Annotated in this window: 12 protein-coding genes; 1 reads left to right on the top strand and 11 read right to left on the bottom strand. The window is 40.1% G+C overall.

Features of this window, described 5'->3' with window-relative positions; genetic code table 11:
* Positions 1-42 precede the first annotated feature (42 nt).
* The gene (gene rapA / locus ABJD64_RS21665) at positions 43-2922 is read left to right on the top strand and encodes an RNA polymerase-associated protein RapA (protein ID WP_348176586.1); all 2880 of its coding nucleotides are present in this window, start codon (positions 43-45) and stop codon (positions 2920-2922) included.
* A 456-nt stretch (positions 2923-3378) separates the two neighbouring features.
* Here the strand turns inward: rapA and ABJD64_RS21660 are convergent, their stop codons facing one another.
* From ABJD64_RS21660 to ABJD64_RS21610, 11 genes are all read right to left on the bottom strand, one after another.
* A complete protein-coding gene (locus ABJD64_RS21660) occupies positions 3379-3642 on the bottom strand; it encodes a hypothetical protein (RefSeq protein ID WP_348176585.1) in 264 nt (87 codons plus the stop codon).
* A 252-nt stretch (positions 3643-3894) separates the two neighbouring features.
* The gene (locus tag ABJD64_RS21655) at positions 3895-4332 is read right to left on the bottom strand and encodes a hypothetical protein (protein ID WP_348176583.1); all 438 of its coding nucleotides are present in this window, start codon (positions 4330-4332) and stop codon (positions 3895-3897) included.
* Between the two features lie 214 nt (positions 4333-4546).
* On the bottom strand, positions 4547-4717 hold the full coding sequence (locus tag ABJD64_RS21650; protein ID WP_348176581.1) for a hypothetical protein: 171 nt from the start codon (positions 4715-4717) through the stop codon (positions 4547-4549).
* 65 nt (positions 4718-4782) lie between these two features.
* On the bottom strand, positions 4783-5160 hold the full coding sequence (locus tag ABJD64_RS21645) for a DUF2200 domain-containing protein (protein WP_348176579.1): 378 nt from the start codon (positions 5158-5160) through the stop codon (positions 4783-4785).
* Positions 5161-5396: 236 nt separating this feature from the next.
* Positions 5397-6527 carry a hypothetical protein gene (locus tag ABJD64_RS21640; protein ID WP_348176577.1) on the bottom strand — a complete coding sequence of 377 codons (1131 nt, stop codon included), beginning with the start codon at positions 6525-6527 and terminating at the stop codon, positions 5397-5399.
* Between the two features lie 258 nt (positions 6528-6785).
* Positions 6786-8096: a hypothetical protein gene (locus ABJD64_RS21635; RefSeq protein ID WP_348176575.1), complete on the bottom strand. Its 1311-nt coding sequence runs from the start codon at positions 8094-8096 to the stop codon at positions 6786-6788.
* A 295-nt stretch (positions 8097-8391) separates the two neighbouring features.
* The gene (locus ABJD64_RS21630) at positions 8392-9051 is read right to left on the bottom strand and encodes a hypothetical protein (protein WP_348176573.1); all 660 of its coding nucleotides are present in this window, start codon (positions 9049-9051) and stop codon (positions 8392-8394) included.
* A gap of 233 nt (positions 9052-9284) precedes the next feature.
* Complete coding sequence (locus ABJD64_RS21625) at positions 9285-9770, bottom strand: hypothetical protein (protein WP_348176571.1); 486 nt, start codon at positions 9768-9770, stop codon at positions 9285-9287.
* Positions 9771-10053: 283 nt separating this feature from the next.
* A complete protein-coding gene (locus tag ABJD64_RS21620) occupies positions 10054-10710 on the bottom strand; it encodes a hypothetical protein (RefSeq protein WP_348176568.1) in 657 nt (218 codons plus the stop codon).
* 19 nt (positions 10711-10729) lie between these two features.
* A complete protein-coding gene (locus ABJD64_RS21615; protein WP_348176565.1) occupies positions 10730-11374 on the bottom strand; it encodes a hypothetical protein in 645 nt (214 codons plus the stop codon).
* A gap of 92 nt (positions 11375-11466) precedes the next feature.
* Positions 11467-12588: a helix-turn-helix domain-containing protein gene (locus ABJD64_RS21610; protein ID WP_348176562.1), complete on the bottom strand. Its 1122-nt coding sequence runs from the start codon at positions 12586-12588 to the stop codon at positions 11467-11469.
* Positions 12589-12887 lie beyond the last annotated feature (299 nt).

Below are 12887 nucleotides of genomic sequence, written 5' to 3'. Positions count from 1 at the left end.
TCTACCAAAACCCATAGCCTTGCTTTCTTTTAAAAAAACAGGATGAGTCACTCGAAAATTGTTGATGACTCTGGGTTAATCTATTATCAAACAATGGGAATGTACTTTACAGATCAAAGATGGACAAGTGACGGAGAGCCCGAACTGGGTGTGGGTATTGTCACCGAGACAAGTAAGGGTCGCGTACAGATTCATTTCCCAATCGCCGGTGAAACCAGACAATATGCGCAAGAACATGCGCCACTTCGCCGGGTAGTCTTCAAGTCTGGAGATACCATCCTGGACACGGACAAGCGCCCATTACTTATTGAAAGCGTAGATGTGGAGGGTGACTTATTCACCTATTCTGGAAAAGACTGGTCGCTATCCGAAGCGGACCTTGGCGATGTCTCGCCTAAACACGGAGTGGATGACAAACTTTCCATAGGAGATGTGGACGCACCAGCCGTGTTCGCCTTACGAAGAAATACTTTGCTCAAAAATCACGCGCGAAGGATTTCTCCTGTCAGTGGATTCGTCGGTGGCCGAATTGATCTCATACCCCATCAATTATACATCGCGCATGAAGTAAGCACACGATATGCGCCACGGGTCTTGCTGTCTGACCAGGTGGGTCTTGGGAAAACCATAGAAGCTTGTTTGATCCTACACCGCCTACTATTGAATGGAAGAATTTCGAGAGTCTTGATTCTTGTTCCAGACGCGCTGGTTCATCAGTGGTTTGTGGAAATACTACGGCGATTTAATCTGTGGTTTCACCTTTTCGATGAGGAACGTTGTGAAGCCATAGAAAATGGCGCGCCGGAAGGCAACCCTTTCCTGGAGGATCAACTCATTATTTGCAGTACGGATTTTTTGGCTGGCTCTGAAACGCGGGCCCGCCAAGCCATCACTGCCAACTGGGATATGTTGGTGGTAGACGAAGCGCATCACCTCGAGTGGTCTGTAGATCACGTAAGTCCTGAGTATGCCATCGTAGAGCTGCTGAGCCAAGTGGCAGAAGGGTTGCTCCTATTGACGGCCACGCCTGAGCAGTTGGGTATCGAAAGTCATTTCGCACGACTTCGCTTGCTGGATGCGGACCGATATGCCGACTTCGACACGTTCAAAAACGAGTCGCAGGATCAGCATGAGATCGCTGATATGGTAGAAGCGCTTTCCTCAGGGCAGCAACTCAAGCCTGCAGCGGCCAAAACGCTCGAATCAATTTTTAGCAAAGATTATATGGATGTAGTGACCCAAGGCGGCGAGTCCGCACTGCATAATCTGATCGAAGATTTGCTGGATCAGCACGGCCCGGGACGCGTGGTATTCCGAAACACCCGTTCGGCCATGAGCGGATTTCCGGAGCGGAAACCTCATTTGATTCCAATTAAGGCCCCGAATCATGACCTTTGGATCGAACGACTCACTAAAGAATATGCCATGGGTAGGGATTTATCCCTGTCTCCGGAGGATCAGGAATTTTGGTTTACCGAAGACCCAAGAGTGGACTGGCTGATTGGGCTCTTGAAAGATTTGGCGCCAGCCAAAGTACTGCTGATTTGCAGGACCAAAGAAAAAGTATTGGCTCTGGAAGAAGCTGTGGGTCAGCTTTCTCCAGTGAAAGTTTCGGTTTTTCACGAGGACCTCAATATTGTGCAACGAGACCGCAACGCGGCTTGGTTCTCAGAACCCGATGGTGCCAGATTGCTCTTATGCTCTGAGATAGGCAGTGAGGGTAGAAATTTTCAATTCGCCCATCATCTGGTGCTTTTCGACTTGCCCATTCATCCGGAATTATTGGAGCAGCGCATTGGGCGACTCGACCGCATTGGGCAGTCGGAAGACATACACATCCATGTGCCTTATATCATTGGAAGCCCGCAGGAAGTTTTGGTACGATGGTATCATGAAGGCTTAAAAGCCTTTGAAGAAAATGTGGAAGGCGGCAATCAAATTGCACAACTTTTTGTGGATCGCTTACTCACTGTGACCTCGTCACTATCGTCCCCCGATGCTAAAAAACAATTGCAATCTTTGAATGCTGACACAGCGAAATACCAACAAGCGCTCAAAGCTACGCTGACCAACGGACGCGATCGATTGCTGGAAATGAACTCCTTTCGACCGAAAGTAGCCGATAAACTAGTAGCACAAATCAAGGAAGAAGACCTCGACTTGAGTCTGGAAACCTTCATGACAGATGTCTTTCAGCATTTTGGCGTGGACATGGAAGACCTCGCCCCACGTACTTATTTGTTACATCCTTCACGGACCAATGACGAACCTTTTCCGTCTGTGCCTGATCATGGTATTTCGGTTACCTTTGATCGGACGCGTGCGCTCAGCAGAGAAGATATCAGTTTCGTGAGCTGGGATCACCCGATGGTCACTGGAGCCATAGACATGGTACTCAGCTCAGGCACGGGCAGTGCCAGTTTCGGCATCCTTCGAGGGGCTGGTGCTCCCGGGATGCTCCTGGAAGTGCTTTTTGTCCTGGAGACCGTAGGCGGACAAGAACTACATGTAGATCGTTTTCTCCCCAATACCCCACTGAGGGTAGTCGTGGATCATACCGGTAGGATGGTCACTGATTTATATCCTGTAGACACCTTTGATCAACAGTTGACCAAAGGATCTATGGACCATTTGCTGGACAACGAAGACGTGATGGATACGCTATTGCCCCAGATGATCTCAGCGGCTACGGATATAGCTGAGACACTCAGCACAAAAGAGATTTCCAAGGGACTCAAAAAGATGGCACTCACACTAGATCACGAAATAGATCGGCTTCAGGTGCTGCATAAAAACGACAAACACATCCGTCCAGAAGAAATTGAATTAGCGATGAAAGAGCGTACCACCCTGACTACACTGATCAAAGATGCCCGTATCCGAATAGATGCCTTATTGCTTATCCAAAAGGGGGCGGTTTAGGGTCATGCCTTACGCCGAAAATGGTTAAACGCACGCCATCGGAATCCGAAGGGATACGTCGCCTGGAAGTCACCCTATTACCCCGTGTCGTCAGACTTCAACTGAAAGAAAAATACCCCGGTCAAAAAAACGTAGTTACTTTTCCCAAAAACGTAGTTATGTTTTTCTCGATTAATAGTTACGTTTTTTTGACCACACCAAAGTGTAGTCAAATATTGGCCATGTCGAGGCTAATTTTTACCTATTAGATGAAGATAATTAATTGAACAGCATCGAGCGGACACTCTTTCACTAAATAGGTCGTAGGACCGCTACGCTCAACCTACAACCAGAGGGGATTCTGCGTGGAGCGGTGGTGCTGTTTCTGGCATTGATTAGGTAAGCTCGCAAGGGCATTCGTGCCTACACCTTGTTATAGGGATTTTTGACACTGATTTGGTTCGGATAGATGTTCTACTATTCGTTAAAGCCTAAGACTCTTCCCAATATCCAGAGACTTAGCATATAGAACCCAAACCCAAGAATTCTTGCAAAGGTCATTTGAGCTTGTTTCTTTTTGAAATTATTTCTGCTAAATCGTTGTTCTTCGTATGAATGAAAATTTGTGTTGGAATAATCTAGTGTAAACGGAATAAAGAAAAATAAAAGCCATTCGCGCACGCTTAATGATTGCTTTCTTCGAATGTTTCTTCTGATAATTTCGTCGTCTAACTCTTCCATTTTAAATATAAGTCATTCCCTATAACGTCCGCGTATGGCGATGTGCCCACGAGGATTGATAAAGCACTAAAGTAGCCGAATCGCGACAAACTACAAAAGTTCGTTTAGCCGTTCCTGTTGATCGGGAGTGCTTGAGTCACGAATGACCATTCCTTGGTATTCTATTGATTCCTGAGCGGAGCGGCGGTGCTGTTCCCCGCACATCTTCGGTTACGCAGCATGGGCATTCGCTATACGAATTGTTAGCATACTTTATGCTAGAATTACCTTGGTCTTAAAATTAATTCGAGCAATTTCAGGATTATCTGGCGAAACTCTAACTTCATACTTTCCTCCTTCAACTATTACTCCTTCAACCATCCAACCAGTAGTAGAGTAGTTTATGCCATCCAATTGATAGTTATATCTAATTTTCCGTTGCTTACCAGAGATAAATACTCCATTTGTTGTTCCTGTGACATAAACATAGTTGGTTCTTAGACTGTTCTCCATGTCAAATAAATAGACTCCTACTACTGTGATGATAATTGCCGATATAAGCTCCTTTAAGGATTTCAGTTCAATTTGTTTTCGTTTAGTTAATAATTGAAAGGTTGTAGTGATGCTAACGAGCCCACCAATTAATGCAAAGACCAACCCTAGGGCTTGGCCAACACTATATTCAGAAAGATTAAAATCAAGTATAGTCATGGATGCTAACATTTAAGTAACACACATTAATGTGTGTTATCCCACATATATATTCTCAATAATCTAATCTCAGAAGTGCTGCGGTTAGGTCTGGCTGCTGGACAGACTCCTAACAAGAATACCGAAAATAACAGCGAATAGCAAGGTGATTATGGTCAGATATGGCAGGTTAGGTGGTTATAAAGGAGGTATGAGAAATGGCCACTTACCTCAGTCAACCTTTCTTGAGCGACTGCTCTATACGCTCCATTCGATCGGACAGTTCTTGCAATTTGTTTAAAATCAGGATGTGGGTCTTTTTCGCATCTATGCCTACAGGACTTTCACTACTATGTATCATTTTGGCAATTTCATCATAGGTTTCTGAATCAATTTCAAATTTCATATTTTATGGGTTCTATGTTTTAGTGTTCGGTACAGTGAAGGGCAAGGTCTCTCAACACGCCTATTTTATTCTCTTTCTTTCCGTAAAATTTTCTCCATTTTTCGCCCTTTCGCTAATTCATCAATCAGCTTTTCCATACGCCTACATTGTTTATACACTTCAAATTCATCTTCTATTTCTTCAATTCGATAACCACAAACAACTCCTTTAATCATATGTGCATTGGGATGGATTTTTGCTTTTTCAAAAAACGTTCTAAACGTTACTTTCTCTGCAATAAGTGTTTGTAGTTTATCTTCATCAAAACCAGTTAACCACTCTATTACATGATGAAACTCTTCTTTTGTTCTACCATGCTTTTCCAATCTATTCCAGTAAAGGGGGTAAATAGATGCAAAGATCATATTAGCAACTTTTTCATTTTTTTCAGCTGTAACCTTCATCTTTATTTGATTTTGAATTGATTGGTGCTAACGTTTAGATATGGCGCTGTGCCTCTGGGCTTTGTTTATTTCTTCTAAGCTAGCGGATTCTAACAGTACTTTCAAGTGACTACTGAGAGGCATGTGCTATATCGTTTGTTGTAGGGAATATGTTCCTTTTTCATCTCGATAAATATTTAAATCAATGATCAAAGTTTTCACTCTTTTGGAATCCTTAGCTGAGAGTATTTAAATGCTCAATCATGGTATGTGATTTGCCGATAGTCTTCTTTAGATGAATTTTTTTTGATTGGAGATATCTCCGTTCTCCTTATCCAGTTACCATGTTCGTCATATTCATATTCATACTTAATTTCAACCGAGTAGCTTGGTATATTCTTTTCATCACCATTGGAAAACCCAGATGAATCAAACTCTTTCCTTATTTCTCTAGTCAAATTTCCAAAACTGTCGTATTTGTATGAATATACCTTGTTTAGCGATTTCCAAATTAGTTCAGTCTCTTTTGAGATTAGCTGCTTCTTTGCGTTATAAGACCGTTTAGAGATAGACCTTAAAACAGAATCTCGATAACATGTACTTCGAATTAATAATGAATCCTCAAATTCATAAAAACACTCGCTTGAATACTTCTCATTTACATCCTTATTCTTACTATGAATTACCATACCAAGGTCATTTATTTGCTGATATTTATTCCACATTGGAGTAATTCCATCTTTATAGTCCACCTCCTGACTCAGCACTTTGTATCTTGTGACCAGTTCTCCTTTATTATTAGTATTTACTCTTTTCCATACATCTAACAAGGTAGAATCCTTAGCAGAGTATTGTAATTTCCAGGTTATCGAGTCGTTATCATATACGAACTTACACCATGTAAATGCGCCTAAAGTTTTTCTTAACGTCTGTCGCCCCCTGATATCGTACTCAAAAAAACCAACTTGTTTTTGACTTCCATCTTTATATCTCTTTATGATATGCGATTGATGTCCAAATGAATTATAGTAATACTTTACTGTATCTTCAGGATCGACAGTTTTTGTAAATTCATAATTCCTCCCATTGTAAAACATGTGAATATCACTTTGCAAAGACCCATCCTTTCCCCATATATAATTGTTCCTTGATTCGACTAAATTTCCTTGTTCGTCAAGTTTTACATTTAAATATTGAGTTCCGTTTTTGCCATTTCTGGAAATGAATTGTTTGATCTTTCCTTTTAATTTTTCTTGGTGATAGTTCTTCAAGGCATATTCATAAAACTTTTCACCACCATTATTATCGAAAAAGTCCCAATAGGTTTGAGATAAAGCATTGAATGAAATGAGAGCAAAAAAAATGGCTAAAGAAAATTTATTGATCATTGTTGAGTTCACGTATTTCATTCCTTCCTTCTATACATTCTGCAAAAAATTCCAAGCAACGATTAGCCATGATGAGTGGGGATTAGAAAGCACTAACCTCTTGCCTCGCACATAGCCACGCCTACGCGGCCCGGCCTTGATTTAAATTTAAAACTTGTGGCGGTTTTTCTCCACATAGGGATCCCTTCGGGGCAATCCCCACTAAACTGTCCTGAACGATAAAACCCCATTCATTCATCAGCATTTGTTATGCGCTTTTCAGTTTCCCTCTTCTTCATTGCTTGTTTTCACTTCCCCAATATCTTCACTTGTCTCAATCACTTCATCCAATTCGATTTGTGCAGTACCTTCTTTTCGTTTTAAGTATGAAACATCACCGTCTTTTTTCTTGTTCAGAGCCACTATTTGCTTCTTAATCAAGTCAATATCATCAGTTGCCGTAAGTTCCTCTGGATACAGTTCCAGCAAATAGTCAAATTCATTTTTAATCCTCTGATTTTCTTTATCGGTCAATTTTTTCTTGTTGTCAGATAAGCTGAGGACATAAAGGTTTGCTAAAAGCCCTGTAACATAATAGCCATCAACTTTAGTAATAATATCGTTTATTACATTCTCAGATTTGAATTCATCAATCAATGAGTAATTTCCTTTTGCAGTAACAAATGAACTTCCTGTTAATTCTGCATTTTTAGCAACTTTTATTGATTTGGTTGTTTCAATTTCAATTCGTCCAATTATAAATGCATTGTTAATGAATTTCATTTTCGCTTTAGGATTCTCTTTATAAGTTTGAATCAAAGCGTTTTTAGTTTTGGTAGAAAGTTCACTAAATAATGTAGCTAAGTCTTTATCTCCTTCAGGGGCCCATCTACATTCACCTACATTCTCTATTGTCCAATTAAACTTCGCAACATCTCCAGACGAAAAAGCAGAGTTAATGCTTACAAAAGGTAGACTCACATTACCTTCTACTGATGTTTTACTTGAAAAAGTACCATTAGCATAATCTCTGTTTGAATGACTACATATTTCCTGTAATTCCGATTTAAGCTCTTTTGGGGTGATATTGTAGAGAATATTCTTTTCAGTTTCATCAACAACAATTATTCCACCTAGAGTAGATTTTAGTCCATTTTTTTTGGTGATTTTAAGGTATTTCTTATCAAAACTAAACTCCTTAAATTTATCTATTACAGTTTGGAAGTTGTCTGATGGGACATTACTAGATGGATTAAATAAGGGAATTTCGGCTTTAGTTTCACCATTTTCAATACTGTATTTTGACGTGACATACCCACCTCCACTCAAATAGGCTTGGATAAGAATAGAATTTCTTTTCTTTTTATGGAATGTTACTGGAATATTGTAGTTCTGTTGACCAATATCCAAAGTAGGACGTTCTTTGTAAGGAATGTTTGGTTTGAGTGATTCCGTCTCTGAGCCTATCCAGTATTTTAAAGGTGCAATTCTTTTTCCTGTGTTGTTATGGATAACTATACCAGTTTGAGAATAGCTATAATTCGAGAGAACTATAGTGAATAATAATATTGCAGTTAGGTGAGCTTTCATATTTCTCTAGTTTTTCAGTTTTGCGCATAACATTTATGTAACACACATTAATGTGTGTTATCCCACATATATATTCCCAATAATCTAATCTCAGAAGTGCTGCGGTTAGGTCTGGCTGCTGGACAGACTCCTAACAAGAATACCGAAAATAACCACGAATAGCAAAGGGTTAGTTTGAGCAGAGACTTAGAAACAAGAAATGCGGCACTCGTTCGAGTCCCCACGGGGATACATTGACAGACGAAACCCAATTCATTCATAGGTTTTGTTAGGCACATTTCATTGTCCTGTCATTTTAATATTCATGATCGATCAATAGATCTAGTCTATAGAAGCGCTTGTGATAGTTTTCATTAGCCGAAAAGATACTTGTATCATATGTTTTAATTTCTCCATCATTTAGATCAAAAGCAAATATTCTCAACTTTACGCCATGCTTTTTGTTATGCTCCGATATTGGAATAGTTAAATCAATTTTTTCTTTGTATCCAAAATGATTGACAGCCCTCATATGATTAATACAAGGATCATAACTAGATTCATAGGGAGGTGAATATGAATAAATGGCATAAACTCTGTGTTTTGTTAAATTTTGTAACGATACTCTTACCCACTCATCAATCGCAAATTCACATTCAAATTCAACGTACCGAACATTATTGTTATCGTCATCTCTTATTGTTATATCATTTCTGTTTTTAGTATCGAAACATATCATATTGAATGTTTCATTGTAATCCGAATCAATTATATGAATGTTAAAAATTCCTTTGGCAGGAAGTTTAACATATTTATTAAATGCTGTTGAATCCTTCTTTCCCGTGGATATTTCCTCAAAAACAATTTGGTCATAGTCTAATTTTGTTGTGTTGGAGATGTTAATCTTGATACCACTGCAGCTAAAACTTGCAATTAATGCTAGAAGTAAAATTGATTTATAATTTCTTGTTATCATTTATCAAATAATTCAATGTTATCTCTTCAAAACTGTTGTGCCTAACGCCCAGCCATGATGAGTGGGGATTAGAATGTACTAACCTCTCGTCTCGCACATAGCCACGCCTACGCGGCCCGGCCTTGATTTAAATTTAAAACTTGTGGCGGACTTTCTCCACATAGGGATCCCTTCGGGGCAATCCCCACTAAACTGTCCTGACCGATAAAACCCCATTCATTCATCAGCATTTGTTAGGCACTTATTTGTTGTTTCTTCATTCCTATTCTTATAGCCGTAATGAATAAGGTTCCGATAACAAATAACTTGATGATTATCAGAATTATTTCAGTTACAGAATCAAGACCAAACAGTGACCAATCCTCAGGTATTTCAGTATGCCATCCGGCATTCATGAAAAGTTGAAGAGACCAAATTAGTTGTTCTACAAACGTCATTAACAGCAAAAGAATTGATGCAGATATTACTAGAACATAATTTCCGATACTCTCCCGAAATGAGCTTGACAGTTGTTTTATTAAAAACACGACATAGACAAATAGAGAATTTATTAAGATGAGGATTTTCAGTTTAGAAACTTCAAAGTAAGTGTCGTGAAGTGCAAAATCTATGTTTCCACCAAACAGATTATTCCATCCAATGATCCTTCCAGTTAAAACTGTTGAAAGAACAATTATGCTTGCTAAGATTATAATATTAGTCCTTTCCGATTTACTCATTTGCAGTCCTTGTGCCTAACATTTATGTAATACACACTAATGTGTGTTATCCCACATATATATTCTCAATAGTCTAATCTCAGAAGTGCTGCGGTTAGGTCTGCTGCTGGACAGACTCCTAACAAGAATACCGAAAATAACAGCGAATAGCAAAGGGTTAGTTTGAGTAGAGGCTGTCACAAAAGTAAAAAAAACCGTCATCACGAATTGATGAGATTGCTTCACGTTGTTCGCAATGACGGAATTATTTGGCGACCGCTTTCCTTGTCAAGTTTAGTATCTTTTAGAATTGAAAAATCAAGCCCAGGTTCACATCCAGTCGATCTTGTACGTTTTGGCTGGTCTCCAGATCTCCGTAGTCTGTATATACTCCGCCTACCATCAAGCTGGCGTTGATCTTTTCTCTAATCGGTCGCTCTATGCCCAGCCCATAACGTAAAAATCGCTGCCTATCTTCCTGATGGTGAGTGAATCCGGAATCGTCGGTAAAAGTTATATCGAAGGAGCGATTAGTGATTTTTGCATAGGTGTACAAGAGTGTATTTTTCCTGGTGCCCAGAACTGCCCCTGCGGTCAGACCAAACCCACGTTGAAACTTGTTTTCATAGCTTACCTCCCACTGATAGCGAGGATCCACGGTCTTCAAATCTCCATCTGTGAACCCGAATTGAAGTTCAAAACCGATCATCACACGATCGTTGAAGACTTGCTTTCTCCAGCCTGGGGAGAATTCCAGCACAAACCCGTTCTTCTGTGCCAGCAGATCGAGTCCGTTGATAAATGCCCCGCCAAAAATATTCTGATAGCCCATACTGGTACCGAAGTACAGGCCATCAAAGTATTTTCGTGCTGTTTGGTGCTTATTGCCAGACCCATCCTGTGCTCTTGCATTTCCGAAATAGCACCAAAGGATAATGGATGTCAATACGACTTTTTTCAAGATCACCATTTTTGATTGATTAGAATTTTATTGAATACCCTACACTCACATTGACGATCAATGGTGTGTTGCCCAGGCCAATATTCATGGCATCGTGCGTCTCTGTTTGGTTGGTGACCCGATTGGCATAATCGAAGGAGTCGTCGTCCAAACTGGTGCTTACATTTGGCCAATAGCGCAAACTGGGTGCGATCATAATACCTCTGAGTAGGTTCTCCTTGTTTTTGAATGGCATCCACGTGACATAGGCGCCCAGACCCAAAGTGAAGGTGTTGTAAGCCCCTACCCGATTGGATTCGGTTTGTACGTCGCTGTCGTAGTAGATCTCGAATCTGTGCCATTTGGGCTCGACCCGTAAATTGAACCATTCGGTAAATCGATAACCTACCCCAAAACCGGTAGTATACGGTAAGTGAACAGCCAATCCCTGATCGGCCTCCGCCCCTGAAAGCATATCATTGGAAAAATCTAATGAGGCCCCATGTGAATAGTCGAACGCCAGTCTTTTGTAGAATACATTGCCTTCTACATTGAAGCCTCCTACCATCGGCTGTGCCAATCCAAAAAGAAGGTTTACACGATTCGTCAGTTCAGTTTGAGTAGACTGACCAAACGCCACAGTACCTAGTAGCATGGCGCATAATAAAGTAGTTATTGTTTTCATTTGTTTTGTGTTTTTTAAGCAAATGAGCCCAATCCAGGCGTCTCAAACGCCTCATACGTTAAGTTGAGACTTCTTTATTTCACGAAAGTGCACTAGGCGTGTGCCAGCTTGTATTCTTTTGGGGTCTGGCCGACATGCTGCTTGAAGATGCGATTCATTGAGGCCTTCGAATTGAAGCCGCTTTCGAACCCAAGCGCCAGTATGGTGAACCTGTTTTTCTCCGGATTGCACAGCAGCTCCTTGAATTGCTCCACTCTGTATAGATTCACCAGGTCATAAAAAGATTTGCCGGATTTCGAATTGATGGTTTGTGAGATGTTGTGGACAGTGACATTGAGCATTTCAGCCAAATGCTGAATTTTTAGTTCCGGATTGTGAAAAACTTGCTCCGTTTCAAATAGGTCTTTGACCTGATCATAAAGACCATCCATTTCGTTATCAGACAGGGAAGAAGATTGATACTTTTCGGCTTTAGTAGCTTCCGTTGCTGTAGTCTTTTCCTGTGATTGAAAATTGGCTCTGGTGTACTGTTTGATCCCATGATAGATGAAATAAAACAGCCACAAAACAAAGGCTGCATTGATGACCAGAAATGGAATTTCAATTGACGCGATGTATCCAAAATTGTAGGGCAGAAAGACGGCCATGGATAGAGAATTAACAGTCAGGTAGGACCAACTGAAATACTTTAGCCATTCGAATCTGATCTGTTCTATGTTGGAATAATAGTCCCGGATTTTAAGTTGATAGACTTTGAGCTTTCTGAGGTACCAAATCAATACGCCGATGGAATAGAGCATATGCCCTTTGTAGAAAATATGATAGATCAGTGGTGGCGCTTCATACAATTCCCTGATCTGAGCGGTAGTATAATCATTGAGAATCAACAGGTCGGAGATGATGAAGACAGTATAGACTACATCATAACTACCCAGCCACCACCAGACCGGTTTTATTTTATATTCATCATCAATGAGTAATAGCGCATAGAGAATAAACGGAAATAGGATATAAAACGAGAACAAGCTTTGAAAAGCAAAACTCCAGGCGTTCAAGTCTATTTGAATCCAGATTTCGGATAAGAAATAGCAGGCAAAGGCTATAATAATAACCACCAATAAACGATCTCCAGTCTTTTTCTCATGCTTGTTCAAAAGAAAGAGCATGAATATGGCTAGAAGTGTTAATCCAATAATATTGATGAAGAGCAGCATGGCTTGGATTCAATAATTGCCATGTAAGATATGAAATGCTTGTTGTTCATAAAACAACAAAGAAATGAAAGTATAGCACAATTAGAACCAGTAGGATGAGGACCAGAGATTCAATTATTCTTGTCCGTATTTTGCGTGTTTTTCTCATTATCTGTTAAAAATATGCTCATTGGAATCCATTGAATGCTCATTGAAATTGATTTGATCTTTATTTTGAGACAAAACAAGGTTGAAATGCCGGATCAATCGACCTGACCTATAGGAATAGACATTCCCCTATGCATTCGGACGTGTTATTT

Origin of the sequence: Reichenbachiella sp., assembly GCF_039944555.1 — a bacterium.
GTDB lineage: Bacteria > Bacteroidota > Bacteroidia > Cytophagales > Cyclobacteriaceae > Reichenbachiella.
This window is presented reverse-complemented; position numbering and strand designations above follow the sequence as displayed.